Origin of the sequence: Pseudomonas lopnurensis, from assembly GCF_015070855.1 — a bacterium.
Taxonomy (GTDB): Bacteria; Pseudomonadota; Gammaproteobacteria; order Pseudomonadales; family Pseudomonadaceae; genus Stutzerimonas; species Stutzerimonas lopnurensis.
Map to the genome: position 1 here is coordinate 255019 of NZ_JADDIX010000077.1, position 26410 is coordinate 281428.

Genomic DNA, 26410 nt, shown 5'->3' on the forward strand with positions numbered 1-26410 from the left:
CCTCCTATGATCCGACTCGAAAATATCCTGACCCCCGGACGTTCCCTGGTGAACGTCCCGGGCGGCAGCAAGAAACGCGTCCTGGAGCAGATCGCCAAGGTGATCGCCCAGGACCTGCCCGACATCGACGCCCAGACCATCTTCGAGAGCCTGATCGCTCGCGAGAAGCTGGGCTCCACCGGCTTCGGCAATGGCATCGCCATCCCGCACTGCCGCATGGCCGGCTGCAGCGCCCCGCTGAGCGCGGTGCTGCGGCTGGAAACCCCGGTGGACTTCGACGCCATCGACGGCGTGCCGGTGGACCTGCTGTTCGTCCTGCTGGTGCCCGAGGCGGCCACCGACGAACACCTCGAACTGCTGCGCCAGATCGCCAGCATGCTCGACCGCGAGGATGTGCGCCAACGCCTGCGCCAGGCGCCCACCAACCAGAGCCTCTACCAGGTAGTGGTCGACGTGCAGAATGGGGCCTAGCAGAATGGGAACCAGATGCGGCTGATCATCGTCAGCGGTCGCTCGGGCTCGGGCAAGAGCACCGCGCTGAACGTGCTCGAGGACAACGGCTTCTACTGCATCGACAACCTGCCGGCGGGCCTGCTGCCGGAGCTCGCCGAGCGCGCGCTGCTGCATACCGAACTGCTGCATCCGCAGGTTGCCGTGTCGATCGATGCGCGCAACCTGCCCAGCCAGCTCAAACGCTTTCCCGAACTGCTCGAAGAGGTCCGCGCACGGCACATCCAATGCGATATCATCTACCTGGATGCCGATGACGAAACGCTGCTCAAGCGCTTCTCGGAAACCCGCCGCCGCCACCCGCTGACCAACGAGAGCCGCTCGCTGGCGGAGGCCATTCACGACGAAGAACTGCTGCTGGCGACGATCATCGACCATGCCGATCTGAAGATCGACACCACGCACCTGAACCTCTATCAACTGCGCGACGTGCTCAAGCTGCGCCTGCTCAACAAACCTGAACCCGGCACCGCCTTTCTCATCGAGTCATTCGGCTTCAAGCGCGGCATGCCGGTCGATGCGGATCTGGTGTTCGACGTCCGCTGCCTGCCCAATCCCTACTGGAAGGCGGAACTGCGCGATTTCTCCGGCCTCGACCAGCCCGTTATCGATTACCTCGCAGCCCAGCCCGACGTCGACGAGATGTTCCAGGACATCCACGCCTACCTGAGCAAATGGCTGCCGCGCTTCGCCGCCAGCAACCGCGCCTACGTGACCATCGCCATCGGCTGCACGGGCGGCCACCATCGCTCGGTCTATCTGGCCGAGCGGCTGGGCGAGGCACTCAGAGAGCCGCTGAAGAACCTGCAAGTCCGCCATCGGGACCTCGCCTAGGAAATACCTGCCGTCATGCCCGCCCGCGAAATCACCATCATCAACAAACTCGGCCTGCATGCTCGCGCAGCGGCCAAATTCGTCGGCATCGCCAGCCGCTACCCCTGCGACATCCGCGTCGGCCGCTGCCCGGCCAGCCTGGTCGATGGCAAGAGCATCATGGCCGTCATGATGCTCGCCGCCAGCAAGGGCACCACCCTGCATCTGCAAACCGAAGGCGAGCAGGAAGAAGACGCGCTCCAGGCCCTGGTCGCCTTGATCGAGGACTATTTCGAGGAAGGCGAATAGGGATTGCTCGTTGGGCTTCGCTGCGCCCGACCCAACCTCCGCACCTACTTCCCGGCGACCGTCATCCGCTCGATCAGCACCGAGCCGGTGCGCACGTTGCTGCGCGTCTCGACATCGCAGCCGACCGCGACGATCTGGCGGAACATGTCGCGCAGATTGCCGGCGATGGTCACTTCCTGCACCGGGAACTGGATTTCGCCATTCTCCACCCAGTAGCCACCGGCGCCACGGGAATAATCGCCGGTAACCAGATTGAGCCCCTGCCCCATCAGCTCGGTCACCAGCAGGCCTCGCCCCATGCGGCGAATCAGGGCCGCCTGGTCTTCATCGCCATGACTGACGAACAGGTTGTGCACCCCGCCGGCGTTGGCCGTGCTCGGCAAGCCCAGCTTGCGTCCGGAGTAGGTCGACAGCACATAGGACAGCAGCCGGCCGTTCTCGACGAACGGCTTGGCATAAGTGGCCAGGCCGTCGCCGTCGTAGCTGGCGCTGCCCAGGGCCTGCGGAATGTGCGGGCGCTCGTCGAGGCTCAGCCATTCGGGGAACAGTGTCTGCCCGAGGGCATCCTCCAGATACGACGCCTTGCGGTAGAGATTGCCGCCGGAAATCGCCGCAACGAAGTGGCCGAACAGGCCGGTCGCCAGGTCGGAAGAGAACAGCACCGGCACTTCGCAGGTGGGTATCGGCCGCGCGCCCAGGCGGCGCACCGCACGCTCGGCGGCGCGCCGGCCGATGCTCAGGGGATCGGCCAGGGCTTCGCCCACGCGGCTGACGTCGTAGTGGTAGTCACGCTGCATCTGCCCGTCGCTTTCGGCGATCATCACGCAGCTCAGGCTGTGCCGCGTGCTGCAGTAGCCGCCGATGAAGCCATTGCTGTTGCCATAGGCGCGACAGCCCTGATGGGTATTGAGGCTGGTGCCGTCGGCATTGCGGATGCGCTGATCGAAGGCAAAGGCGGCGCCCTCGCAGCTCAGCGCGCGCTCGATCGCCTGCTCGGGCGAGATATCCCAGGGGTGGTACAGGTCCAGGTCGGGGAGCTCCCGGGCCATGAGCGTCGCGTCGGCCAATCCGGCGAACGCGTCCTCCGAGGCGTGCCGCGCAATGGCCAGGGCCGCGGCAACCGTTTCGCGAATGGCCTCCTCGCCACTGCCGGTGGTGCTCGCCGAGCCCTTGCTCTGCCCCACGTACAGGGTGATGCCGAACCCCTGATCGCGGTTGAACTCGACCGTCTCCACCTCGCCCTGGCGTACCGTGGTGGATAGCCCCTGCTCCATGGAAACCGACACTTCGCTGGCACTGGCGCCCTGCCGGCGCGCCTCCTCGATGATGCGCTCGACCTTCTCGCGCAAACCGGGCAGCGCGTGCGGACCGATGCCCTCTACTTCACTCATAAGCACTCCCAAACCACTGCATTCGAATCAAGTGCAACCCGCCGGCGCTCCCTCTGAAGCTTGCCGCCGGGGCTGCTGTTATCATGGCGGCATTTCCTACTGGACCATCCCCATGCCTGAATACTCCGACGTCGAAGACTTCGACGAAAAAAGCAAATCCCAGGTCAAGCGCGAGCTGCACGCCCTGCAGGAGCTCGGCGAGCGCCTGACCACGCTCAAGCCCGACCTGATCGCCCGCCTGCCGCTCAGCGACGCCCTGCAAAAGGCCTTGGCCGACGCGCCGAAACACAAGGCGCACATCGCCCGCAAACGCCACATCCAGTACATCGGCAAGCTGATGCGCGACCAGGACGTCGACGCCATCCTGGCGCTGGTCGACCAGCTCGACGCCTCGACCCGCCAGTACAACGAGCGCTTCCATGCCCTGGAGCGCTGGCGTGATCGCCTGGTTGCCGGCAACGACGAGACCCTGGAAGCCTTCGTCGCCGAATACCCCGAGACCGACCGCCAGCACCTGCGCGGACTGATCCGTCATGCCCAGCACGAAGCGGCGCATAACAAACCGCCAGCGGCGAGCCGCAAGATCTTCAAGTACATCCGCAACCTGGACGAAACCAAGCGCGGACTGCGGTAAAGCAGCTGCAAGCTGCAAGCTGCAAGCTGCAAGCAAAAGCAAAAGCAAAAGCAAAAGCAAAAGCAAAAGCAAAAGCAAAAGCAGCTTTTCTCTTGAGGCTTGCAGCTTGAAGCTTGCCGCTGCTTTCAGGCTCCCGTTCCCCCCACCGTGATCTCGTCGATCTTCAGCGTCGGCTGGCCGACGCCCACCGGGACCGACTGGCCATCCTTGCCGCAGGTGCCGACGCCGCTGTCCAGGGCCAGGTCGTTACCGACCATCGACACCCGGTTCATCACTTCCGGGCCATTGCCGATCAGGGTCGCGCCCTTCACCGGCGCGGTGATCCTGCCATCCTCGATCAGGTAGGCCTCGCTGGTGGAAAAGACGAACTTGCCGCTGGTGATGTCCACCTGGCCGCCACCGAGGCTGGCGCAATAGATGCCCTTTTTCACCGAACGGATGATCTCCTGCGGATCGCTCTCGCCGGCCAGCATGTAGGTGTTGGTCATGCGCGGCATCGGCAGGTGCGCATAGGACTCGCGGCGCCCGTTGCCGGTGGGCGCGACGCCCATCAGACGGGCATTCAGCTTGTCCTGGATATACCCCTTGAGCACACCGTTCTCGATCAGCGTGGTGCACTGGGTCGGCGTGCCCTCGTCATCGACGCTGAGCGAGCCGCGGCGGCCGGCCAGGGTGCCGTCATCGACGATGGTGCAGAGCTTCGAGGCGACCTGCTGGCCGATCCGGCCGCTATAGGCCGAACTGCCCTTGCGGTTGAAATCGCCCTCCAGACCATGCCCGACCGCCTCGTGCAGCAGCACGCCGGACCAACCCGGGCCGAGCACCACCGGCAGGCTGCCCGCGGGTGCCGGCACCGCCTCGAGATTGACCAGCGCCTGGCGCAGTGCCTCGCGGGCATAGCCCATGGCGCGGTCCTCGCTGAGGAAATACTGGTAGTCGGTGCGCCCGCCGCCCCCCTGTCCGCCGCGTTNCGGCCGTTGTGTTCGACGATCACGCTGACGTTGAAGCGCACCAGCGGGCGGATATCCGTCGCCATGCCGCCATCCATGCCGGCGACCAGGATATGCTCCCAGACGCCCGCGAGGCTCACCGTGACCTGCTTGATGCGCGGGTCCAGCGCCCGCGTGGCGACGTCGATACGCTTGAGCAGCTCGACCTTCTCGGCACGGCTCAGCCCGTCCATGGGATCGTCGCGAGCGTACAGCGGCGCGAAGGCCGCCTTCGACAGCACTTGCACCCGCCCCTGCCGGCCGCCACGGGCGATGGAGCGGGCAGCCTGCGCCGCCTGCCGCAAGGCATCGGCGGTGATCGCGTTGCTGTAGGCGAAGCCGGTTTTATCGAAGGACAATGCCCGCACGCCGACGCCCTGCTCGAGGTGGAAGCCGCCCTCCTTGACGATGCCGTCCTCGAGCACCCAGGACTCGGAGACCTGATCCTGGAAATACAGATCCGCCGCATCCACGCCCGGACCGGCGAGTTCGCCCAGCAGTCCCGGCAGATCGTCGATTCCCAGGCCGCCGGGGGTCAGCAGTCGCTCGGTGACGGGTAACAGCAGTTCACTCATATTCACTCCAAACTGGCCGTGCCCAGGCACGGTACGGAAAATCGGCGGTGGCGCTGCACCGGCATGCGCTGGCGAATCGCGGCCTGCTCGGCCACGTCCCGGCCGGCCGTCAACGCCGCCTCGCCAGCCGCCTGCTCGCGCAGCAACCGGCCCCATGGGTCAACGATAGACGAATGGCCATGGGTGGTGCGACCGCCGGGATGCTCACCGCCCTGCGCGGCCGCCAGCATATAGCATTGCGTCTCGATGGCACGGGCACGAATCAGGCTCGCCCAGTGCGCCTCGCCGGTTACCGTGGTGAAGGCCGAGGGCGCGCTGATCAGCTCGGCGCCCGCCGCACGCAACGCGGCATAGAGCTCGGCAAAGCGCAGGTCGTAGCACACGCTCATGCCCAGGCGCCCCACCGGGGTATCGGCCACCACCAGCCGCTGCCCCGCCGCATAGTCATCGGACTCGCGGTAGCGCCCGCGGCTGTCGGACACGTCCGCATCGAACAGGTGCAGCTTGTCGTAACGCGCCACCCGCTGCCCCTGGTCGTCGACCAGCAACGAGCAGGCGTTGGGCTTGCCGTGCGGACGGTCATCCGGCGGCAACGGCAGGGTACCGGCGACGATCCATAACCTGAGGTCGCGGGCGGCCCATTTCAACCAGGGCAGGATCGGCCCTTCGCCCGCCGCCTCGGCGCGGCCTAGCTGCGGCAGGTCGCTGCGGCCCATGGCGGCGAAGTTCTCCGGCAGTACCGCCAGGCGCGCACCCTCGGCGGCCGCCTGCTCCAGCAGGCGACGGGCGGTTGCCAGGTTGCCTGCCACATCGGCCTGACTGGCCATCTGGATCACGGCGAGGGACATGAGGACTCCTTCGTCGAGCGGCAAGCTACAAGCTGCAAGTTAAAGCAGGATCGTGCACCGTCGCTTTTCACGTGCAGCTTGCGGCTTGAAGCTGTCTATTGCGGTTTCTCGAATGGCTTGTCGTAGCTGATCTTCGGTGCCTGCCAGGGACCTTCGACGTCGTACTGCACGCTGGCGAAACGCGCGACCCGGTCGCCTAGCAACCTGTCGACCACGAACAGTGCACCACCGATCGCGGGCGCACCGACGATCAGCGCCGCCAGCGGCAGATTGTTGCTGATCGGCAGGGTCACCAGCAGCTTGGCGTCGATCCGATCCCGGACCATGTCCAGCGTACCGTTCAGCTCCAGGTCGCTGGATGGCCCACTGACGCTGATCGCTTCCCGCGTGTCGAAAACCCCGTCCTTCGCCACCAGCAGGCCGCCCACCCGGTCGTAACTCAGCCCTTTGCCGAACAGATCGGAAAAATCCAGGCGCAAGCGGCGACCGATGGAATTGAAATTCAGCAGGCCGAAGACGCGCAACGCCTGGGCGCTGCCCTCGACCTCGACGAACTGCCCCTTGCGCAGTCCCGGCTGCATGCTGCCGGAAAAACGCGCCAGGCCAAACCAGGCCGGCGATCCCGGCCAGCGCCCATCGACATCCATGCGAAAGGTTTCGCTGGTGACCGAGGGCGCGAAGCCCCAGGCCAGCAACACGTCGGCCAGGTTGGCGCCTTCCAGTCGCCCCTTGTACCACGTCTGCGCATCGCGCCAGCCGCCGCTGCCACCGATCTTCAGCCCCTTGAGATTCAGATCGATATCGCGGAATTCGACGCCGCCGCTGACCGGCCGCAGCTTCAATGCCCAGGCACCCAGCGGATCGTCGCCCAGCGCAACCTGGCCGATGGCGATGTCCATCGGCGGCAGGCTCTGCGGGTCCACCTCTGCCAGCGGATCAGGCCGTGGCTCCCGGCCCTGGCCGGCCTGCGCGGCCGGCAGGCGCAGGTGCTGGAGATTGGCGACGACGATGCCGTCCGCAGCATCCGGCAGGCGCACGGCACCGCTGACGATCCGGCTGCGCAAGTCCAGCGCCCAGGCGCCGGGAACACGCTGCAGCTCCACGCCGAGGCCATCGATACGGGTGCCGAAACCTTCGAAACGGCCGATGTCGACCTGCACCTGGCGCAACAGCGAACCGCCCGCCCGCTGCGGCTCGCCCTGGCCGTAACGCTCGAACACCGCCTGCCAGGCGTTCCAGTCCAGCTCCGCCAGCGCGCCGCGCACCCTCAGACCGGCGCGGGTCGGCAGATTCGCCGCCCCCGGACCCAGGCGCAGCTCGCCGCGGCCATCCGCCCAGTTGCCGGCAGGTGCGGCGAAGGCGAGCGCCGCCAGATCACCGTGCTTGACCCCGTAACGTCGCTGCGCGCCCTGCAGGGTCATGCGCAGCGAGGTGTCGCGGCGCTCCCCGGCGGCCTTGCCGAACGGGGCCGGTAGCTCGATGCGCAGTCCCTGCAGCGAGGAGTCGACCTGTAGCTGGCTGTCGCCGCTGGCGAGACTCAGCCTGAGCTGGTAGGGCAGCTCGCCGCTGGCCGGCAGCGGCTGCGTCATGCCAAGCCACTCGAACAGACGTGCCAGCGCCACGCTGCCCTGGGCCTCGATACGCGTGGCGGGCTTGCCGGGCGAACCGGTCGCCACGGCCTTGCCGCGCACCGTCCGCCCCAGCACCCGAGCACGGATGTCCTGCGCACTCAATCCCGCCTGCGTGTCGTAGCGGAAGCTCCCGGCAAGCTGTTCGAAGCCGAGCTCCGGCTCGTCGATCTGCAGTGTCGCGTCACGAGTGACGAGATCGACGGCGATCCGCGGGGTGCCCTCGCCCAACGGAATCAGCAGATCGAGCGCGCCCTCCAGCGGGCCGTCGCCCTGCCAGCCGGCGAACAGCTCACCGGTGCCGATGGGCGCCTCCTGCAACAGCTTCAGACCATCGACGAGGCTGCTGGTGACCTTCCCCTTCAGCGCCAGGCGCGGCACTTGGCCCTTGTCGGCATGAGGGATGTCCGCCGTCACATCATGTACCCGGCTGTCGAGAATCCGCCCCTCGGCGAGCCGCACGCGCACGCCGCTGTCTTCGATCAGCACCTCGCCACTGCCTTCGCGCAGGGCCGGCCAGCCCGGCTGGAAGGCCAGCTCGGCGTCGCGCACCTTGAAGTACAGGCTGAGGCTCCGCGCACTGTCCGCCGCGCCCTTATTCAAGGCACCCTGATATTGGAAATAGCCCTGCTCGATGGCGCCGCCGCGAATCGCCTCCTCGAGCCAGGTCGACAGTGCCGGGCTCAGTGCCGCAGACCGCGTCGGCAGATATTTCTCGGTGTAGCGGGCATCCCCCTGGCTGATCCCGACCCGCAGGTCCATGTAGTCTTCGGCCGCGGGATCGCGCAGCAGACGGATCAGGAAATCCCCGGCAATCCGCCCCTCCTCGCCTTCGAGGCGCAGATAAGGCGCCGCCAGGGTGAACGCCTGCTCATCCAGCCGCCAGGTCAGACGGCCGCCGCCCTGCCGGTAATCCCAGGGGGCGGGAAACAGCTGCGCCAGGTGCAGGCTGAAGTTCTCGCTGTCCAGGCGCAGCTCGCCGCTGGCGAGGTCACCCTGGATGCTGCCGCTCAGGTTGCCTACCGCCGGAATCCAGTTGTGCGCGCCGAAGCCGACGGCATCCAGGTTGGCGGCAAAGCGCAGGCGTTGCGCAGAATCCAGCTCGCTGTGGTAATCCAGTTGCAGGTTGCGCAGGGTTCCGTGGGGTTCGAGCGCCGCCAGCGTCTCGCTTGCCACCTCCGGCAGCGGTGCCAGCTCGCGGACCAGCCTGGCCAGTGGCGCGATACCCAGCCGGTCGGCCTGCAGCCGCCAGCGCTGCTGCGCCTGGTCCTGCTCCAGGACGATCCGCGCATCGCCCCAGCGGTCGCCGCCGAGGTTGAACGCCAGGCCGTCGAACAGCAGCCGATAGCCTTGTTCGCGGTGGTCGAGGTAGGCATCGAGCGTCAGGTCATCGAGCTGCAACGGCGAACGCTCGGCATGGGCCACGTTCAGTTGCGGCACGTTCAGGCGCAGCACGGCGCGGTTCAAGCGCTGCGCGCGCCAGCTGGCCCAGGCCTCGCCGCCCGCCTGCAGTTGCAACAGGCGCCAGTCGCCCGTCAACCGCCGGGGCAGCCAGGCCGCCCAGTCGCTCTGCGGCAGGCTCAGATAGATCTCCGCCTCGGCCTCCCGCCAGCGCTGCGGCTGCACCCGGGCCTGCAGGCGCAGCGCCAGCGGCTGACCGTCGGGCAGCACCGTGCGCCCATCCAGGCGCAGGCGCTCGCCGTCGACCCGCAGGCCGAGGTCGGTATAGGTCAGGGTAAGCGGAGACTCGCCCAGGGGCTCCAGGGTGATCTGGCTGTCGAGCAGCGCCAGGCCACCGATTTTCTGCAGCGCCGTCAGCAACTTCTGCGGATCGAACGGCTGCTCGTCGCGCTCCGGCAGTCCGTCGACGCGCCATTTGCCGTCGGCATCCTCGGCCAGTGCCAGATGCACGCCCTCGAATTCCAGCATGCTCAGGCGCAGCTCGCGTGCCCAGAGGCTGTTCGCCAGGTCGGGCACGATAGCCAGCCGGTCCAGGCGCATCGCGCCGTCGCCCTCGCCGAGCAGCACATCGTGCGCCAGCAGGCGTGGCGCGAAGCCGTCCCAGCGTCCTTCGAGCCGGCCGAGCGTCACCGGCATATCGAGCATCTGGCGCGCCTTTTCCTGCACCTCCAGGCGATACTCCGCCACCAGCGGCACCAGTTGCCGCCCCAGGCTGACGTACAACGCAGCCAGCACCAGCCCCGCCGCGCCGATCCAGAGCAGCTGGCGCGACAGGGTGATGAGGAAGGCGGCGAAGCGGTTCATGCGCAGACGCTCCGATCGTCCCGGTCCTGGCCGGCCTTGTTCAGAGCAGCACCACGTCGTACTGCTCTTGCGAATACATGCTTTCCACCTGGAACTTGATCGAGCGGCCGATGAACGCTTCGAGGTCGGCGACATTGCCGGACTCCTCGTCGAGCAGGCGATCGATCACCTTCTGGTTGGCCAGGACCCGATAGCCTTCGGCCTGATAGGCCCGCGCCTCGCGCAGGATTTCGCGGAAGATTTCATAACAGATGGTTTCCGGCGTTTTCAGCTTGCCGCGCCCCTGGCAGCACATGCACGGCTCGCAGAGCACCTGTTCGAGGCTTTCGCGGGTGCGCTTGCGGGTCATCTGCACCAGGCCGAGCTCGGTGATGCCGATGATGTTGGTCTTGGCGTGATCACGCTCGAGCTGCTTTTCCAGGGTACGCAGGACCTGGCGGCGGTGCTCCTCGTCCTCCATGTCGATGAAGTCGATGATGATGATGCCGCCGAGGTTGCGCAGGCGCAGTTGCCGCGCGATCGCGGTCGCCGACTCGAGGTTGGTCTTGAAGATGGTTTCCTCGAGCGTGCGATGGCCGACGAAGGCGCCGGTATTGACGTCGATGGTGGTCATCGCCTCGGCGGGGTCGATGATCAGGTAGCCGCCGGACTTGAGCATCACCTTGCGCTCCAGGGCCTTCTGAATCTCGTCCTCGACGCCGTAGAGGTCGAAGATCGGCCGCTCGCCCGGATAATGCTCGAGCCGGTCGCCCAGCTCCGGCATCAATTCGCCGACGAACTGCCTGACCTTCTGGAAATTTTCCCGCGAGTCGATGCGGATCTTCTCGATCCGCGGGTTGACCAGATCGCGCAACGTGCGCATGGCCAGCGACAGGTCCTCGTAGATCACCGTGGGCGCCCCGGCGGTCTTCATCTGCCCGGCGATCTGCTCCCACAGCCGGCGCAGGTAGCGGATGTCCATGAGAATCTCGTCGCGGCCGGCGCCCTCGGCGGCGGTACGCAGGATGAACCCCCCAACTTCCTGGATGCCTTCGGCGGAGACGCACTCGGCGACGATCTGCTTGAGCCGTTCGCGCTCGGCCTCGTCCTCGATACGCAGGGAGATACCGACATGGCTGGTGCGCGGCATATAGACCAGGTAGCGCGAGGGGATCGACAACTGCGTGGTGAGGCGCGCGCCCTTGGTACCGATGGGGTCCTTGGTGACCTGCACCACCAAGCTCTGCCCCTCGTGCACCAGCGCGTTGATCGGCTCGACGGCATTGCCCTCGCGGGCGGAAATCTCCGACGCATGGATGAATGCCGCGCGATCCAGGCCGATATCGACGAACGCCGCCTGCATGCCCGGCAGCACCCGTACCACCTTGCCCTTGTAGATATTGCCGACGATGCCGCGGCGCTGGGTACGCTCGACGTGCACCTCCTGCAGGACACCGTTCTCCACCACCGCCACCCGCGATTCCATGGGGGTGATGTTCATCAGGATTTCTTCACTCATTATTGTTCTCGGCCGGTGCGTGATACGGGCAGCGAAAGCTGGTGGTTGGCTTCGATTCTAACGGCATGCGCGGCTCAACCACAGGCATTAGTGGCCTGTTTGAGCATTACGTTACGACCCGGGTCGGCTCCAGCGAGGGAGACCGAAGGCATCGAGAAGCTGTGCGGTTTCGCACAATGGCAAGCCGACCACAGCCGAATAGCTGCCACGCAACTGGCTGACGAACACCGCGCCCCAGCCCTGGATCGCATAGCCACCGGCCTTGTCGTGCGGCTCGCCGCTGGCCCAATAGGCCTCGGCTTCGGCCTCGCCGATAGGGCGGAAACAGACTTCGCTGACAACCACCCGTACGTCGCAGGTCGTCCGACTGGCCAGCGCCACCGCCGTCATCACCCGATGCACGCGGCCAGACAGAGCGGCGAGCATCGCCAGGCCATCGGCGCGATCCACGGGCTTGCCCAGAATGCGCTGATCGAGCACCACACTGGTATCGGCCCCCAATACACAGCCCTTCCGGCTACCCAGGCGGACCAGGCCGGCCTGCGCCTTGGCCCGCGCGATGCGCTCGACATAGGCTTCAGGCGACTCGGCCGGCGACGGGGTTTCGTCGACCGAGACGTCGAGCAGCGAAAAGGGCGCGCCGATCTGCGTGAGCAGTTCGCGACGACGAGGGGATGCGGAGGCGAGAAACAGTGCGGCCATACTCAGCTCTTATCGAAAATAAGCAGCAGAGTCGCACATCCGGTTTTCTCGAGGAAGGCAAAGAAGCCCGGCATGCCATGCGCACACCGGGCTTCTGCGAATCAGAACTTGAAGTTGACCACCTGGTCGCCCTTGAGCGACAGGGTGCGCTTCTGGGTGATGCCGCCGGAGGTGACCTGGATATCGTAGACGCCGCTGTCGAGCATCAGCGAGACCGGTGTCGCGCCATGCTCCTGGTCATTGATGCGGACCTGGTCGCCGTACTTGTTGCTGCGCACGATCAGCGAATACGTCTTGCTGTCGCACTGCTCGTAGGGCACGTCGAGAATCGCGCAGGGCATCATCTTCTTCGCGGTGATGTTCGCTTCGATGCTCACCTGGGCATTGACGGTACCATCCAGGCTCATGCTCGCCTGGGAAAAGTCGGTACGGGTGCGATAGCGGTACCAGCCGGTATCCAGCGCCAGATCGGCGACCTGATCGCGGATGTCCTCGGCGAGCACCCGCTGGTAGTGCTCCAGTACCCATTGCGACATCTGGCCGTCATTGCGGTGCTCGGCCAGGCAGTCGGCCAGACTCTTGCTGGCCGAGCAGCGGAAGGAGACCGATCGTTCGAAGCGGATCGTCTTGTCCAGCTTGCGAGCCACGGCCTGGATCTTCTTGCTGTTGCGCTCACGGATTTCGGCCGCCAGTTGCGCCTTGAGGCGCTCGACATCCCGTGCGGCCAGGGAAAACTTCAGGTGCTGACTGCCGAGATCCTTCTCCAGCGCATCGACGCGCTCACTGACCGCGGCGGCCTCTTCGGCGTTGCGCTTGTGCTCGTCGAGCAATTCGTCGAGTCGCCTGCGATCGGCGCTCTGGCCAAGGAAGTCGTCGACCTCCATGCGGATGAGCTTCTTGGTGTTTGCCAGCTTCAACTGCACGGCAGCCTGCGCACTCTTCTCGATGCGCAGGTCGTCTTCGAGCTTCTGCTTGTCGAGAAGGATGGCGTCGAGCTCGGCGATCTTCGCCGCCAGTTGCTCGGCACGGGGCGAGTCGGCCATCGCTTCGGCGACCGCGGGAGCGGCTGCAGAGAGGGCATCGGAGGCGGAGAGCGTGGCCAGTTGCAGCCTCTGCGGCGCGTTGTCGGCCTGGGAATAGGCACTGCCCACGACGAACGTCAGCAGCAGGGTTGCGGCCACGCCGCCGCCGGTCATCAACAAACGGGCACGGCGCGAGCCTCCCGGCTTGGAACAAATCGAAATGTCAGCTTCCATACCCACTCGCCCGTACTGTTGTATTTGTCGCCTATCAGAAGGCAGGAACCGATAATAGCTCAACGCCATAGTGGCGGCATGATTCCAGAAATGCACCACAGCTTCAAGGCAAGGGCCTGCTGCAGTACACAAACCACACAGAAAAAGACGGTTCACAAAGCCGACTGGGCGGGCGGTTCATCACTCAATGGACGGCGAAACGCTGGCGCAGCCATTGCAGCGCCACGAACACCCAGGGCCAGAGCAACGCGCTGATGGGCACCGGCACCAGGAACAGCAACGTCGGCGGACGGTTGCCGGTCAGCGTGTTGAGCCAGAGCTGGACCAACTGGGCCAGGCCGAAAATGACCAGCAGCACCATGCTCTGCTGCCACAGCGGGAACATGCGCAGGCGTTGCTGCAGGCTCAGGACCAGGAAGGCGATCAGAATCAGCGGCAGCCCGCTCTGGCCGAACAGCGTACCGGCGAGCACATCCTGTGCCAGCCCGAAACAGAACGCGGCTCCCAGGCCACCCCGATGCGGCAGGACCAGCGACCAGTAGGCGATGACCAGCCCCAGCCACAACGGGCGCCCCAGCTCGGCGCTGCCGGGCATCGGTGCCACGCTGAGCAACAAGGCCACGGTCAGGCTGAACCAGATGACCCAACCGTTGTTCGGGCGCCCCTCGATCATTGCGCCACCCCCGCTTCCACGGCCGGCGGCTCACCTTGCTCGGCGGCATCCTCGGCAGGCGGCTCGCTGGCCTGGCCCGCTTGCTCGGCGGCCTGGCGGTCCGCGTCGGCCTGCGCCTCGGCGGCTGCAGCGGCGCGTTCTTCCGGACTGCGCGAATCACTGAAGACCAGCATCAGATAGCGGCTGCGATTGAGCATCGCCGTCGGCACCGCCCGCACGATGGCGAAGGGCTGGCCGGAGCCGCGCACCACCTCGGTCACCTGGGCCACCGGGTAGCCGCTGGGAAAACGCTGACCGAGTCCGGAACTGATCAGCAGGTCGCCGGCCTTGATGTCCGCGGTTTCGGCCACGTGGCGCAGTTCGAGATAATCCGGATTGCCGGTGCCCGCGGCGATGGCGCGCAGGCCATTGCGGTTGACCTGCACCGGAATGCTATGGGTCACGTCGGTGAGCAGCAGCACTCGCGCGGCGTAGGGCAGCACTTCGACCACCTGCCCCATCAGGCCGCTGGCGTCGAGCACCGGCTGACCGAGGAACACGCCGTCCTTCGCGCCCTTGTCGATCAGGATGCGATGGGTGAACGGATTCGGATCGAGACCGATCAATTCGGCGACGAGAACCCGGTCGTCGACCAGCGCCGACGAGTTGAGCAGTTCGCGCAGACGCACGTTCTGCTCGGTCAGCATGGCCAGCTTCTGCAGCCGCCGCTGCATCAGCAGCGCTTCGGCCTTGAGCTTCTCGTTCTCGGCCATCAGGCTGCTGCTGCTGGCGATCTGTTCGGTGGCGCCCTTCCAGATGCGCACCGGCATGTCCGCCAGCCAGTAGAACGGCGTCAGCACCAGCCCCATCTGGCTGCGCACCGTCTTCAGCGCGTCGAAGCGCGCATCCACCCCCATCAGCACGACACAAAGGACGACGAACACCAGCAGGCGCACACCGAGCAAAGGTCCCTTGGCAAATAGCGGCTTGATTGCGAATACCTCACGGCTGAAAGCTTCAAACTGAACGCGACAAGCCGAAAGCCGGTCTGACCGGGCTTTCGGCTTGTCCAGAGTCTATTGACGTTTAGGCACGAGCCGCGAGCGAAACGTCAACAGCCCCCAGGAGCTTACCGCCTGGGGCTCACTCCGTGGACAGCAGATCCATGGTGTGACGGTCCATCATCTCCAGGGCGCGACCGCCACCCCGCGCGACGCAGGTCAGCGGCTCCTCGGCGACGATCACCGGCAAGCCGGTTTCCTGCGACAGCAGTTTGTCCAGATCGCGCAGCAGCGCGCCCCCTCCGGTGAGCACCAGGCCACGCTCGGCGATGTCGGACGCCAGCTCCGGCGGCGACTGTTCGAGTGCGCTCTTGACCGCCTGGACGATGGTCGCCAGCGACTCCTGCAGCGCCTCGAGCACTTCATTGGAGTTCAGGGTGAAGCTGCGCGGTACGCCTTCGGCCAGGTTGCGGCCACGGACGTCGACTTCGCGCACTTCGCCACCCGGGAACGCGGTGCCGATTTCCTGCTTGATGCGCTCGGCGGTCGACTCGCCGATCAGGCTGCCGTAGTTGCGACGCACGTAGGTCACGATGGACTCGTCGAAACGATCGCCACCGACCCGCACGGATTCGGCATAGACCACGCCGTTGAGGGAGATCAGCGCGATCTCGGTGGTACCGCCACCGATGTCGACGACCATCGACCCCCGCGCCTCGTCCACCGGCAGGCCGGCGCCGATCGCAGCCGCCATCGGCTCCTCGATCAGGAACACTTCGCGGGCACCGGCGCCCAGCGCCGACTCGCGAATGGCGCGGCGCTCGACCTGGGTCGACTTGCACGGCACGCAGATCAGCACACGCGGGCTGGGCTGCAGGAAGCTGTTCTCGTGAACCTTGTTGATGAAGTACTGCAGCATCTTCTCGCAGACGCTGAAGTCGGCGATCACGCCATCCTTCATCGGGCGAATCGCATTGATGTTGCCCGGGGTACGGCCCAGCATGCGCTTGGCCTCGGTGCCCACGGCCACCACGCTCTTCTGATTGCCGTGGCTACGAATGGCGACCACCGACGGCTCGTCGAGAACGATACCGCGATCACGCACGTAAATAAGGGTATTGGCAGTGCCCAGGTCGATCGACAGATCACTGGAAAACATGCCACGCAGTTTCTTGAACATGGGAAAAGGGCCCTGGGGCAAACGCGTGGGGAAAAAAGTGCCGCAAACTCTAACAATGGTGCGAACTTAGGGCAAGGTGCGAGTCCGCCCTCATCACGCCAGACGTGAGCCACTACGCGATGCAGGGCAATGCCTGGGCAGCCGGCCCGAACCGCCATATCCCGGCCGGCGCTACCGGGAAACGCCCCGGACATGTAAGATTGACGGCTTTTCCGGGCTCGAAAGCCCGTTGCCGCGATTCGACCCATGATGTCCTCATGCGCCGTTCGACCGCCGCAAGGGCAGCCCCGACTCGCTTTCCGCTGGAGATACCCGATGGCGCTTGAACGCACCGAGGTGGAAAAGATCGCTCACCTGGCCCGCCTGGGCCTGGCTGAAGCCGACCTGCCCCGCACCACCGAGACCCTCAACAACATCCTTGGCCTGATCGATCGCATGCAGGCGGTCGACACCTGCGGCATCGAGCCGCTGGCCCACCCCCTGGAGACCACCCAGCGCCTGCGCGCCGATGTGGTCACCGAGCGCAACCAGCGTGACGCCTACCAGGCGATCGCTCCCGCCGTGGAAGACGGCCTGTACCTGGTCCCACGGGTGATCGAGTGATGAAGGACGCCGATATGCATCAACTGACGCTTGCCGAGATCGCCCGCAACCTCTCGCAGAAGCGTTTCTCCGCCGAAGAGCTGACCCGCACCCTGCTGGCGCGCATCGAGCAGCTCGACCCGCAACTCAACAGTTTCATCAGCGTCACCGAGGAACTGGCCCTCGAACAGGCCCGGGCCGCCGACGCCCGTCGCGCCGCGGGCGAGGACGGTGCGCTGCTCGGTGCGCCAATCGGTCACAAGGACCTGTTCTGCACCCAGGGCGTACGCACCAGTTGCGGCTCGCGGATTCTCGATGCATTCAAGGCGCCCTACGACGCCACCGTCGTGGAACGACTCGCCGCCGCCGGCACCGTCACCCTCGGCAAGCTGAACATGGATGAATTCGCCATGGGTTCGGCCAATGAGTCCAGCTACTACGGCCCGGTGAAGAACCCCTGGGACCCGACCCGCGTGCCCGGCGGCTCTTCCGGTGGCTCCGCCGCCGCCATCGCCGCCCGTCTGATCCCGGCCGCCACCGGCACCGACACCGGCGGTTCGATCCGCCAGCCGGCGGCACTGACCAACCTCACCGGCCTCAAGCCCACCTACGGCCGCGTGTCGCGCTGGGGCATGGTCGCCTATGCCTCCAGCCTCGACCAGGGCGGCCCCATGGCACGCACCGCCGAGGATTGCGCCCTGCTGCTGGCGGCCATGGCCGGCTTCGACCCCAAGGATTCCACCAGCGTCGAGCAGCCGCTGGACGACTACCTCGCCGCGCTGAGCCAGCCGCTCGCCGGCCTGCGCATCGGCCTGCCGAAGGAATACTTCGGTGCCGGTCTCGACCCGAAGATCGCCGACGCGGTGATGCGGGCGGTGGACGAGCTGAAGAAGCTCGGCGCCACGGTGAAGGACATCAGCCTGCCGAACATGCAGCATGCGATCCCTTCCTACTATGTGATCGCGCCGGCCGAGGCCTCCTCCAACCTCTCGCGCTTCGACGGCGTGCGCTTCGGCTACCGCTGCGAGAACCCCGCCGACCTCACCGATCTCTACAAGCGCTCGCGCGCCGAAGGCTTCGGTGACGAGGTCAAGCGCCGCATCATGGTCGGCACCTACGCCCTCTCGGCCGGCTATTACGACGCCTACTACCTGAAGGCACAGAAGATCCGCCGGCTGATCAAGAACGACTTCGTCGCCGCCTTCGAGGAGGTCGACGTGATTCTCGGCCCGACCACGCCGAACCTCGCCTGGAAGCTCGGCGAGAAGAACGCCGACCCGGTCTCGGCCTACCTGGAAGACATCTACACCATCACCGCCAACCTGGCCGGGATCCCGGGCATCTCCATGCCGGCCGGCTTCATCGACGGTTTGCCGGTGGGCGTGCAACTGCTGGCGCCGTACTTCCAGGAGGCGCGCCTGCTCAACGTGGCGCACCAGTACCAGCAAGTCACCGATTGGCACACGCGGGCACCGCAGGGCTTTTGAGGCATTGCCGCCCCCTCTCCCGCGAGAGGAGAGGGGCTTATAGAGTTCGAGGAACACGCACATGCAATGGGAAACCGTGATCGGGCTGGAGATCCACGCACAGCTCGCCACCCAATCGAAGATCTTTTCCGGCAGCGCCACCACCTTCGGCGCCGAGCCCAACACCCAGGCCAGCCTGGTCGACCTCGGCATGCCCGGCACCCTGCCGGTGCTCAATGCCGAAGCCGTGCGCATGGCCTGCAAGTTCGGCCTGGCGATCGACGCGGTGATCGCCGAAAAGAACGTCTTCGCGCGCAAGAACTACTTCTACCCGGACCTGCCCAAGGGCTACCAGACCAGCCAGATGGACCATCCCATCGTCGGCAAGGGGCACCTGGACATCACCCTGGAAGACGGCACCACGCGGCGCATCGGCATCACCCGCGCACACCTGGAAGAGGATGCCGGCAAGAGCCTGCACGAAGATTTCCACGGCATGAGTGGCATCGACCTCAACCGTGCCGGCACGCCGCTGCTGGAAATCGTCTCCGAGCCGGACATCCGCAGCGCCAAGGAAGCCGTGGCCTACGTCAAGGCGATCCACGCACTGGTCCGCTACCTGGGCATCTGCGACGGCAACATGGCCGAAGGCTCGCTGCGCTGCGACTGCAACGTCTCGGTGCGGCCCAAGGGCCAGGCCGAGTTCGGCACCCGTGCCGAGATCAAGAACGTCAACTCCTTCCGTTTCATCGAGAAGGCGATCAACCATGAAGTGCAGCGCCAGATCGAGCTGATCGAGGACGGCGGCAAGGTGGTGCAGGAAACCCGCCTGTACGACCCGAACAAGGACGAGACGCGCTCCATGCGCAGCAAGGAAGAAGCCAACGACTACCGCTACTTCCCCTGCCCCGACCTGCTGCCGGTGGTGATCGAGCAGCGCTTCCTCGACGAGGTGCGCGCCAGCCTGCCGGAGTTGCCGGTGCACAAGCGTGAGCGCTTCGAGCGCGAGTTCGGCCTGTCCGCCTACGACGCCACGGTGCTGGCGGCCAGCCGCGAGCTGGCCGACTACTTCGAGGCGGTGCAGAGCGCCTGCGGCGATGCCAAGCTGTCGGCCAACTGGGTCATGGGCGAGCTGTCCAGCCTGCTCAACAAGGACAACCTGGACATCCAGCAATCGCCGGTTTCCGCCGAGCAGCTGGGCGGGATGATCCAGCGCATCAAGGACAACACCATCAGCGGCAAGATCGCCAAGATGGTCTTCGAAGCGCTGGCCGCCGGCGAAGGCGCCACCGCGGATGAAATCATCGAGAAGAAAGGCCTCAAGCAGGTCACCGACACCAACGCCATCGAAGCGATGCTGGACGAGGTGCTCGCCGCCAACGCCGAGCAGGTCGAACAGTACCGCGCCAGCGACGAAGCCAAGCGCGGCAAGATGTTCGGCTTCTTCGTCGGCCAGGCGATGAAGGCCTCCAAAGGCAAGGCCAACCCCGGCCAGGTGAACCAACTGCTCAAGAAAAAACTCGAAGGCTAAGGCTGAAGGGTCCGCGCGCGCTCCGCCCGCGGGCCTGCCCGGCTTGCCGCCCCGCCTCGCTCCACATCCATGGCACATGATCGATCCCGGGGCGCCAGCCGCGGGCTTTCTGCGGTCTACCCAACGAAAGGATCGTCCATGCGCCAAACCCGGCTTCTCGTTCCGCTGCTGCTGGCCCTGCTGGTAGGCGGCTGTGCCGAGCGAGCGCCCGCGCCCTCGGCCGGAACACCGATCCCGGCACGCCAGGAAAGCTTCAGCCAGAGCGGCAAGGCCTCCTATTACGCCACGCTGCACCATGGCAAACGCACCGCCAACGGGGAAATCCATGACCAGAATGCCCTCGTCGCCGCGCACCGCAGCCTGCCGTTCGGCACCAGGGTGCGCGTCACCAACCTGCACAACGGTAAGCAGGTAGTGGTGCGCATCAACGATCGGGGGCCGTTCCGTCGCGGCCGTATCATCGACGTTTCGCGCGCCGCCGCCGTGCAGCTGGACATGCTCGGCGCCGGCGTGGCCCGCGTGCGCATCGAAACCCTGCCATGAGCCAGGCCATGACCTCAGTCGCCATCCTCCGCGCGCCCCTGATTGCGCCCGTTCCGCCCCAAAACCTGGAAACGGCCACATGTCGCTGATGACTTTCGCCTACCTGATCGGTGGCCTGGTGCTGCTGGTGGTCGGCGCCGAGGCGCTGGTGCGCGGCGCCGCCAGGCTGGCCGGGCGCTTCGGCATCCCTCCGCTGATCATCGGCCTGACCGTCGTCGCCTTCGGTACCAGCGCCCCGGAAACGGCGGTGAGCGTGCAGGCCTCGCTGAGCGGCAGCGGTGACATTGCCGTGGGCAATGTGATCGGCAGCAACATCGCCAACATCCTGCTGATTCTCGGGCTGTCCGCGGTGGTCGCACCACTGGTGGTGTCCCGTCAACTGATCCGCCTGGACGTCCCGGTGATGATAGGCGCCGGCCTACTCTGCTATGCCCTGGCCTGGGATGGCCGCATCAGTCGCCTCGATGGCGCCCTGCTGCTGATCTGCCTGGTCGGCTACACGCTGTTTCTGGTGATCGCCAGCCGACGCGAGCGAAACGCGCCGGCTGGCGACGAATTCGTCACCGAGTTCGGTCCGGACGAAACCGCCAGACCGCTGGCCTGGCTCCTGCACCTGCTGCTCATCGTGATCGGCCTGGGCCTGCTGGTGGGCGGCTCGAACCTGCTGATCGAAGGCGCCGTGGCGTTGGCGCGCGCGCTGGGTCTATCGGAACTGGTCATCGGCCTGACGGTGGTGGCTGTCGGCACCTCGATGCCGGAACTGGCCACGTCGCTGCTGGCAGCGCTCAGGGGCGAGCGCGATATCGCGGTGGGCAACGTGGTCGGTAGCTGCATCTTCAACCTGCTGCTGGTGCTCGGCGCAGGCGCGGCGGTAGCCAGCGAAGGTCTATCGATCTCGCCGAACGCGCAGTCGTTCGACTTCCCCATCATGCTCACGGTTTTCGTCGCGTGCCTGCCGATATTCTTCTCCGGCTATTGCATCCGCCGCTGGGAAGGCCTGCTGTTCTTCGCCTATTACGTAGCCTACACGCTGTATCTGGTGATGTTCGCCACCGGCCTCGGCGCGATCGATCTGCTGCGCGATGCCATGCTCTGGTTCGCCTTCCCCTTGACGGCCATCACGCTTTTGGTGATCTTCCTGCGCGCCTGGCAGCGCCAGCGCTGATTCCCCCCCTTTCGTTTTTCCCGGAGCAACCATCGTGACCCTGATGACTTTCGTCTACCTTTTTGCCGGCCTGGTGCTGCTCGTCGCCGGCGCCGAGGTCCTGGTACGCGGCGCCGCCAGACTCGCCGCCCAGTTCGGCATCTCGCCGCTGGTGATCGGCCTGACCGTGGTCGCCTTCGGCACCAGCGCCCCGGAAACGGCGGTCAGCGTCCAGGCCGCGCTCAACGGCAGCGGCGATATCGCCATCGGCAACGTGCTGGGCAGCAACATCGCCAACGTCCTGCTGATCCTCGGCATGACCGCACTGGTCGCACCGCTGGTGGTATCGCGCCAGTTGATCCGCCTCGACGTGCCGATCATGATCGGCGCCAGCCTGGTCACCTTCGCGCTGGCCTGGGACGGCGAACTCAGCCGCCTGGACGGCGCGCTGCTGTTCACCGCCGTGGTGGTCTACACGCTCTTTCTGGTCATCAGCAGCCGCCGCGAGAAAGCCGCCGCAGCGGACGATGAGTTCGCCAAGGAGTTCGGCCTGGATCAGCCGGCCAAGCCCCATGCCGGCCTGATCAATGCCGGCCTGGTGATCGCCGGCCTGGCGCTGCTGGTGCTCGGCTCCAACTTCCTGGTCGAGGGTGCCGTGGCGCTGGCCCGCGCGCTGGGCCTGTCGGAACTGGTCATCGGCCTGACCGTCATCGCCATCGGTACCTCGCTGCCGGAGCTGGCCACGTCGATGCTCGCCGCCTTCCGTGGCGAGCGGGATATCGCCGTCGGCAACATCGTCGGCAGCAACATCTTCAACCTGCTCTGCGTGCTCGGCCTGGCCTCGCTGGTTTCGCCGCTGGCGATCGCCGTGTCGCCCAATGCACTGGCCTTCGACTTTCCAGTGATGATCGCGGTCGCGCTGGCCTGCCTGCCGATCTTCTTCAGCGGCTACAGCATCAACCGCTGGGAAGGCCTGCTGTTCCTCGCCTATTACGTGGCCTATACGCTGTACCTGGTACTGGCCAGCACCGGTCGCCCGCTTGCCGAGACCTTTGGCGACGCCATGCTCGGCTACGCGTTGCCGCTGACCCTGATCACCCTGCTGGTGATCAGCGCTCGCGCCTGGAAACGGCAGCACTGAAAGCCGACCTGTACACGGGCCTGCCTCGACAGACAGGCCCTCGGCTCAGCCTTCGCGAACCTGCGGCCGCGGCAGTTCGAGGACTTGTGCGCCCTCGTCTTCGTCGCCCATCCGGTTGAGCGTGCCGTCGACCACCGCACCGTTCTCCATGCTCAGCTGGCGGTAGCGGATATTGCCGCGCACCCGTGCGTTGGAATGCAGCTCGAGCAGATGCTCCACCACGAGGTCGCCGACGATGGTGCCGTCGATCAGCGCATCGTAACTGCTGACGTTGCCCTCGATTCGCCCTTCGGCACCCAACGCCAGCAGACTGTGCGTTCCCGGCTGGTGACGGACGTCGCCCGTCACCGTGCCGAGAATTTTCAGCCCCTCCTCGAACTGCATGTCGCCGACCATGGACACATTGCCGGAAATCAGGCTGGAAAACTGGTCGACGGTGACTCGCGAAACCCGCTTTTTCTTGTTGAACATACTCACTCCTCCACCTGTCAACGAGCCTTCTTCTGTTGCCGGAAGAAGGCCAGGTCTGTCTGCAATCGTTCGATCTGCGCGGACAATTGAGCGATGCGCCTGAGCAACTGCTGTTCCGTCGCCTGGGCTTCCTGGCGCTGCAATCGCCCCTGCTCCAGCGCCGCCTGGAGCGCCTGGTTCTCGGCGGCCATCGCGGCGATCCGCCGCTGGTGGGCGGCGTTTTCCTCGCCGCGCAGCAACAGCAGCGCGACGACCAGGCACAGCATCGCGAACGTCGTCCAGAGCCATGGGCGCCCGGATGGGGCGGCCAACAGACGGTGCTCGGCGCGCACCAGCTCGCGCGTGTTGGGTTTTCTAGTCGCGAGGCTGAACATCGCTGTCCCGCTCCATATCGCCAAGGGCGAGGAAGCGCTGCGGGTCGACGAACCGTCCGTCGTGCAGCACCTCGAAATGCAGGTGTGGCCCGGTGGAGCGCCCGGTGGAGCCCACGGCCCCGATCCGTTGCTCGGGCGTGACCACCTCGCCCGCCCGTACATGCAGCCGCGACAGATGCGCGTAGCGCGTCACGAGCCGGTTGCCATGATCGATTTCCACTAGCTTGCCGTATGCGCCGCGATAACCGGCGAAGCGAACCCGGCCACCGGCGGCGGCGAACACGGCCGAACCGGAATTCGACGCGAAATCGACGCCGGAATGGAAGGCCAATCGCTTTCTGAATGGATCGATACGGTTGCCGTAGGCCGACCCCAGGCGCGCCTCCCCGACGGGACGGCGGGAAGGAATCGCCATGAGCGCCGCATTGCGCTCGGCCACGCGCTGCATCATCGCGTCCAGCACCGCACGCATACAACGCACTGACGTCTCGCTACGCTCCAGATCGTCCAGCGATACGGCATCGACCGCCAATTCCCCCGAACAGCCTCGCGGCGGCAACAGGATGCCCCCCTGCCCGGCACGGCCACGCGCCGGCCTCTCCGGCGCCAGCAAGGGCAACAGGCTCGGGTCGAGTGCCGAGAGCTGCTCGCCCAGGGCGCGCTGTTCACCCAGCATCTGCTGCAGCGCGAGCACATCGGATTCCAGCGATTTCAGCCGGCCGACCACTTCGCCGACCCGGGTAATGGCGAAATGATCCTCATCGACGAGCGCGGGTTCGTCCAGGCTCGCGGACAACGGCTCGCTGCCCAGGTCCCGCCCGATCCAGACGCCACCGGCGAACGACCCCAGATTCAGCGCCGCCAGTAAAGCCAGGCTCGGGCCGAGCAGGCGGCGCAGGTTGACGATGCGATTGAGATCGCGCGTCAGCGAACGGCTCGAAGGTTTGAAAAACGGCATCATGCAAATCCCCGGAAAGCAAGGCGGCCAGGCCCGGCATCGATCATCCGAGGCACTTTGACGGAAACGGGTATTTTTTTCTGAGGCCCATTGACGATTACGACCATTGCACAGCTTTCCTTAAGCTGAAACCGATATCGATCACGCTGGCGGCCCGGGTCTCCTCGTTCCGCTCGTGGCCGCGAGCGAAACGGCAACGACTAGATCCACCCCAGCCAGCCGAGCAGGAAGAGCCCGGCGTTGGTGCTGACCGCAGCCATCAGCGTGGTGATCACGATGATGGTGGCGGCCAACTGGTGATTGGAGTTCACCGCGCGCGCCATGACGAAGCTCGCCGCGGCCGTCGGGCTGGCGAAGTAGAGAAACAGGATAGCCAGATCCGCCTCGCGGAAACCACAGGCCCAGGCCCCCAGCGTGGCGATCGCCGGCAGCCAGACCATCTTCATCAGGCTCGAACTCAGAGCGCTTCCACTGCCCTCGCGCAGCACCGCCAGCGACAGCGTGGCGCCAATGCAGATCAGCGCCAGCGGCAAGGTCATCTGCGCGAAATACTCGGCGGAGGTCATCAGCCAGTCCGGCAGGGCGATCTGCCAATAGGCGAAGGGCATGGCCGTGACCACGCCGATGATCAGTGGGTTGCGCGCGATGCTCGCCAGGATTGCCGTCGCACTGGCCCGCCCGTTGGGGCTGTAGATCGCCAGGATCATCGCCGACAGGCTGTTGTAAACCAGGATCACCACTCCGGCCAGGACACTGCCGAGGGACAGCCCGTAGTCGCCATAGAGGCTGCCGGCCAATGCCAGGCCGACGATGCCGTTGTTGCCGCGAAAGGCCCCCTGCACGTAGACCCCACGATCCTCTACCGGGCAGCGCCACAACGCCCAGCCCCAGGCAAGCAGGAAGGTGCCGATGGTCGCCAGCACGAAGTAGCCGAGCAAGGCCGGCTGCAGAGCGGCGCTCAGATCGGCCTTGAGGATCGAGACGAACAGCAGGGCCGGCATGGTGCCCTTGAATACCAGCGCCGAGGCCATGTGGACAAAGGACGCATCGATCCAGCCGGCACGCTTGAGCACCACGCCGAGAAACAGCATGGCGAATACCGGAGCGGTGATACTCAAGGTCTGGATGACGATGGGAAGCATGGACGAACTCGGGAGCGAGGAGGCTGCCCTATGTTAACCGTAGACAATCCCTAAGCTGGAAACCGGAGCCAGCCCAAGGCGGCTTTTTTATCGCTCAGTCCCAATTGCGTGCTGCTCGAAGAGTCGAGGTGTTCCGAACATCCGTAGGAGCGGGCCATGCCCGCGAAGCTTTGCGCGCTGGAATATTCGCGGGCATGGCCCGCTCCTACAGGACAGCCGACTCAGACAGAGCCTTCTATCGCCTTACCGGCCGCTTCTGCAGCTTGCGCTGCAACGTCCGACGGTGCATGCCCAGCGCGCGCGCCGTGGCGGAAATATTGCCGTCATGCTCGCTGAGCACACGCTGGATGTGTTCCCACTGCAGGCGATCGACCGACATCGGGTTTTCCGGCACCAGGCTGTCCAGGTCGGCATGCTGCGACAGCAGCGCCGCCAGCACGTCGTCGGCATCGGCGGGCTTGCACAGGTAATTGCAGGCGCCACGCTTGATCGCCTCCACCGCGGTGGCGATGCTCGAGTAGCCGGTCAGGATCAGCACGCGCATCTCCGGGTCCAACTCGAGCAGCTTGGGCAGCAGCACCAGGCCGGAATCACCCTCCATCTTCAGATCGAGCACCGCGTAGTCGGGGATGTCCTGCTTGGCCAGCATCAGTCCCTCTTCGGCCGAACCGGCGATACTGACCTGCAGTCCACGGCGGCTCATGGCGCGCGCCATCACGCGGGTGAACGTCGGGTCGTCATCCACCAACAGCAGATGAGGTTGTTCTTCACCCTCTTGCTGCAATTCGTCGGTCATCTGTGCATTCC

At 65.8% G+C, this 26410-nt stretch carries 24 protein-coding genes and 1 pseudogene; 10 read left to right on the forward strand and 15 right to left on the reverse strand.

Annotated elements, in window-relative coordinates; translation table 11 throughout:
- The first annotated feature begins 6 nt into the window (after nt 1-6).
- Genes ptsN through IN820_RS16385 form a run of 3 tightly spaced genes read left to right on the forward strand, consistent with a single transcriptional unit; the run spans nt 7 to nt 1632 of the window.
- The gene (ptsN, locus tag IN820_RS16375; protein WP_193681981.1) at nt 7-471 is read left to right on the forward strand and encodes a PTS IIA-like nitrogen regulatory protein PtsN; all 465 of its coding nucleotides are present in this window, start codon (nt 7-9) and stop codon (nt 469-471) included.
- Between the two features lie 15 nt (nt 472-486).
- Entirely contained in the window at nt 487-1344 is an 858-nt protein-coding gene (gene rapZ / locus IN820_RS16380; protein ID WP_193681982.1) for an RNase adapter RapZ, read from the forward strand.
- Between the two features lie 15 nt (nt 1345-1359).
- Nucleotides 1360-1632: an HPr family phosphocarrier protein gene (locus IN820_RS16385; protein ID WP_193681983.1), complete on the forward strand. Its 273-nt coding sequence runs from the start codon at nt 1360-1362 to the stop codon at nt 1630-1632.
- A gap of 44 nt (nt 1633-1676) precedes the next feature.
- On the opposite strand, the gene pmbA is transcribed toward IN820_RS16385, so the two are convergent.
- Nucleotides 1677-3023, reverse strand: a complete 1347-nt coding sequence (gene pmbA, locus IN820_RS16390; protein ID WP_193681984.1) for a metalloprotease PmbA — start codon at nt 3021-3023, stop codon at nt 1677-1679.
- Nucleotides 3024-3135: 112 nt separating this feature from the next.
- Between pmbA and yjgA the strand changes: the two genes are divergently transcribed.
- Complete coding sequence (gene yjgA / locus IN820_RS16395; protein WP_207793660.1) at nt 3136-3657, forward strand: ribosome biogenesis factor YjgA; 522 nt, start codon at nt 3136-3138, stop codon at nt 3655-3657.
- Between the two features lie 125 nt (nt 3658-3782).
- Here the strand turns inward: yjgA and tldD are convergent.
- The 9 genes and pseudogenes from tldD to mreB form a co-directional block, all read right to left on the reverse strand.
- A pseudogene (gene tldD, locus IN820_RS16400) lies at nt 3783-5221 on the reverse strand (metalloprotease TldD).
- A gap of 2 nt (nt 5222-5223) precedes the next feature.
- The gene (locus IN820_RS16405) at nt 5224-6069 is read right to left on the reverse strand and encodes a carbon-nitrogen hydrolase family protein (protein WP_193681986.1); all 846 of its coding nucleotides are present in this window, start codon (nt 6067-6069) and stop codon (nt 5224-5226) included.
- Nucleotides 6070-6164: 95 nt separating this feature from the next.
- A complete protein-coding gene (locus IN820_RS16410) occupies nt 6165-9962 on the reverse strand; it encodes a YhdP family protein (protein WP_193681987.1) in 3798 nt (1265 codons plus the stop codon).
- 40 nt (nt 9963-10002) lie between these two features.
- Nucleotides 10003-11460, reverse strand: a complete 1458-nt coding sequence (rng, locus tag IN820_RS16415) for a ribonuclease G (RefSeq protein WP_193681988.1) — start codon at nt 11458-11460, stop codon at nt 10003-10005.
- A gap of 111 nt (nt 11461-11571) precedes the next feature.
- Complete coding sequence (locus IN820_RS16420; protein ID WP_193681989.1) at nt 11572-12162, reverse strand: Maf family protein; 591 nt, start codon at nt 12160-12162, stop codon at nt 11572-11574.
- Between the two features lie 101 nt (nt 12163-12263).
- Nucleotides 12264-13418, reverse strand: coding sequence for a PEGA domain-containing protein (locus IN820_RS16425; RefSeq protein WP_193681990.1), 1155 nt, complete (start codon nt 13416-13418; stop codon nt 12264-12266).
- Nucleotides 13419-13602: 184 nt separating this feature from the next.
- Nucleotides 13603-14091 carry a rod shape-determining protein MreD gene (gene mreD / locus IN820_RS16430; RefSeq protein WP_193681991.1) on the reverse strand — a complete coding sequence of 163 codons (489 nt, stop codon included), beginning with the start codon at nt 14089-14091 and terminating at the stop codon, nt 13603-13605.
- The gene (mreC, locus tag IN820_RS16435; protein ID WP_207793661.1) at nt 14088-15035 is read right to left on the reverse strand and encodes a rod shape-determining protein MreC; all 948 of its coding nucleotides are present in this window, start codon (nt 15033-15035) and stop codon (nt 14088-14090) included. The genes mreD and mreC overlap by 4 nt, the downstream gene beginning before the upstream one ends.
- Nucleotides 15036-15213: 178 nt before the next feature.
- A complete protein-coding gene (gene mreB, locus IN820_RS16440; RefSeq protein ID WP_193681992.1) occupies nt 15214-16251 on the reverse strand; it encodes a rod shape-determining protein MreB in 1038 nt (345 codons plus the stop codon).
- A 315-nt stretch (nt 16252-16566) separates the two neighbouring features.
- Between mreB and gatC the strand changes: the two genes are divergently transcribed.
- From gatC to IN820_RS16470, 6 genes are all read left to right on the forward strand, one after another.
- The gene (gene gatC / locus IN820_RS16445; RefSeq protein WP_193681993.1) at nt 16567-16854 is read left to right on the forward strand and encodes an Asp-tRNA(Asn)/Glu-tRNA(Gln) amidotransferase subunit GatC; all 288 of its coding nucleotides are present in this window, start codon (nt 16567-16569) and stop codon (nt 16852-16854) included.
- Nucleotides 16855-16868: 14 nt separating this feature from the next.
- Entirely contained in the window at nt 16869-18320 is a 1452-nt protein-coding gene (gene gatA, locus IN820_RS16450) for an Asp-tRNA(Asn)/Glu-tRNA(Gln) amidotransferase subunit GatA (protein ID WP_193681994.1), read from the forward strand.
- Between the two features lie 61 nt (nt 18321-18381).
- Entirely contained in the window at nt 18382-19830 is a 1449-nt protein-coding gene (gene gatB, locus IN820_RS16455) for an Asp-tRNA(Asn)/Glu-tRNA(Gln) amidotransferase subunit GatB (protein ID WP_193681995.1), read from the forward strand.
- A 138-nt stretch (nt 19831-19968) separates the two neighbouring features.
- Entirely contained in the window at nt 19969-20373 is a 405-nt protein-coding gene (locus IN820_RS16460; RefSeq protein ID WP_193681996.1) for a septal ring lytic transglycosylase RlpA family protein, read from the forward strand.
- Nucleotides 20374-20452: 79 nt separating this feature from the next.
- Nucleotides 20453-21538: a calcium/sodium antiporter gene (locus IN820_RS16465; protein WP_193681997.1), complete on the forward strand. Its 1086-nt coding sequence runs from the start codon at nt 20453-20455 to the stop codon at nt 21536-21538.
- Between the two features lie 34 nt (nt 21539-21572).
- On the forward strand, nt 21573-22658 hold the full coding sequence (locus IN820_RS16470; RefSeq protein WP_193681998.1) for a calcium/sodium antiporter: 1086 nt from the start codon (nt 21573-21575) through the stop codon (nt 22656-22658).
- A 45-nt stretch (nt 22659-22703) separates the two neighbouring features.
- Here IN820_RS16470 and IN820_RS16475 read toward each other — a convergent pair whose 3' ends face one another.
- From IN820_RS16475 to IN820_RS16495, 5 genes are all read right to left on the reverse strand, one after another.
- Nucleotides 22704-23129, reverse strand: a complete 426-nt coding sequence (locus IN820_RS16475; protein ID WP_193681999.1) for a bactofilin family protein — start codon at nt 23127-23129, stop codon at nt 22704-22706.
- Nucleotides 23130-23146: 17 nt separating this feature from the next.
- The gene (locus IN820_RS16480) at nt 23147-23503 is read right to left on the reverse strand and encodes a hypothetical protein (protein WP_193682000.1); all 357 of its coding nucleotides are present in this window, start codon (nt 23501-23503) and stop codon (nt 23147-23149) included.
- The gene (locus IN820_RS16485; RefSeq protein WP_193682001.1) at nt 23484-24461 is read right to left on the reverse strand and encodes a M23 family metallopeptidase; all 978 of its coding nucleotides are present in this window, start codon (nt 24459-24461) and stop codon (nt 23484-23486) included. The genes IN820_RS16480 and IN820_RS16485 overlap by 20 nt, the downstream gene beginning before the upstream one ends.
- A gap of 200 nt (nt 24462-24661) precedes the next feature.
- Nucleotides 24662-25603, reverse strand: coding sequence for an AEC family transporter (locus IN820_RS16490; protein WP_193682002.1), 942 nt, complete (start codon nt 25601-25603; stop codon nt 24662-24664).
- 235 nt (nt 25604-25838) lie between these two features.
- On the reverse strand, nt 25839-26399 hold the full coding sequence (locus IN820_RS16495) for a response regulator transcription factor (RefSeq protein ID WP_102894574.1): 561 nt from the start codon (nt 26397-26399) through the stop codon (nt 25839-25841).
- Between the last annotated feature and the right edge of the window lie 11 nt (nt 26400-26410).

Bases quoted from the DNA above. Each gene is read 5' to 3' on its own strand.
- ptsN (WP_193681981.1), top strand. From the start codon at position 7: ATGATCCGACTCGAAAATATCCTGACCCCCGGACGTTCCCTGGTGAAC.
- rapZ (WP_193681982.1), top strand. From the start codon at position 487: ATGCGGCTGATCATCGTCAGCGGTCGCTCGGGCTCGGGCAAGAGCACC.
- IN820_RS16385 (WP_193681983.1), top strand. From the start codon at position 1,360: ATGCCCGCCCGCGAAATCACCATCATCAACAAACTCGGCCTGCATGCT.
- pmbA (WP_193681984.1), bottom strand. From the start codon at position 3,023: ATGAGTGAAGTAGAGGGCATCGGTCCGCACGCGCTGCCCGGTTTGCGC.
- yjgA (WP_207793660.1), top strand. From the start codon at position 3,136: ATGCCTGAATACTCCGACGTCGAAGACTTCGACGAAAAAAGCAAATCC.
- IN820_RS16405 (WP_193681986.1), bottom strand. From the start codon at position 6,069: ATGTCCCTCGCCGTGATCCAGATGGCCAGTCAGGCCGATGTGGCAGGC.
- IN820_RS16410 (WP_193681987.1), bottom strand. From the start codon at position 9,962: ATGAACCGCTTCGCCGCCTTCCTCATCACCCTGTCGCGCCAGCTGCTC.
- rng (WP_193681988.1), bottom strand. From the start codon at position 11,460: ATGAGTGAAGAAATCCTGATGAACATCACCCCCATGGAATCGCGGGTG.
- IN820_RS16420 (WP_193681989.1), bottom strand. From the start codon at position 12,162: ATGGCCGCACTGTTTCTCGCCTCCGCATCCCCTCGTCGTCGCGAACTG.
- IN820_RS16425 (WP_193681990.1), bottom strand. From the start codon at position 13,418: ATGGAAGCTGACATTTCGATTTGTTCCAAGCCGGGAGGCTCGCGCCGT.
- mreD (WP_193681991.1), bottom strand. From the start codon at position 14,091: ATGATCGAGGGGCGCCCGAACAACGGTTGGGTCATCTGGTTCAGCCTG.
- mreB (WP_193681992.1), bottom strand. From the start codon at position 16,251: ATGTTCAAGAAACTGCGTGGCATGTTTTCCAGTGATCTGTCGATCGAC.
- gatC (WP_193681993.1), top strand. From the start codon at position 16,567: ATGGCGCTTGAACGCACCGAGGTGGAAAAGATCGCTCACCTGGCCCGC.
- gatA (WP_193681994.1), top strand. From the start codon at position 16,869: ATGCATCAACTGACGCTTGCCGAGATCGCCCGCAACCTCTCGCAGAAG.
- gatB (WP_193681995.1), top strand. From the start codon at position 18,382: ATGCAATGGGAAACCGTGATCGGGCTGGAGATCCACGCACAGCTCGCC.
- IN820_RS16460 (WP_193681996.1), top strand. From the start codon at position 19,969: ATGCGCCAAACCCGGCTTCTCGTTCCGCTGCTGCTGGCCCTGCTGGTA.
- IN820_RS16465 (WP_193681997.1), top strand. From the start codon at position 20,453: ATGTCGCTGATGACTTTCGCCTACCTGATCGGTGGCCTGGTGCTGCTG.
- IN820_RS16475 (WP_193681999.1), bottom strand. From the start codon at position 23,129: ATGTTCAACAAGAAAAAGCGGGTTTCGCGAGTCACCGTCGACCAGTTT.
- IN820_RS16480 (WP_193682000.1), bottom strand. From the start codon at position 23,503: ATGTTCAGCCTCGCGACTAGAAAACCCAACACGCGCGAGCTGGTGCGC.
- IN820_RS16485 (WP_193682001.1), bottom strand. From the start codon at position 24,461: ATGCCGTTTTTCAAACCTTCGAGCCGTTCGCTGACGCGCGATCTCAAT.
- IN820_RS16490 (WP_193682002.1), bottom strand. From the start codon at position 25,603: ATGCTTCCCATCGTCATCCAGACCTTGAGTATCACCGCTCCGGTATTC.
- IN820_RS16495 (WP_102894574.1), bottom strand. From the start codon at position 26,399: ATGACCGACGAATTGCAGCAAGAGGGTGAAGAACAACCTCATCTGCTG.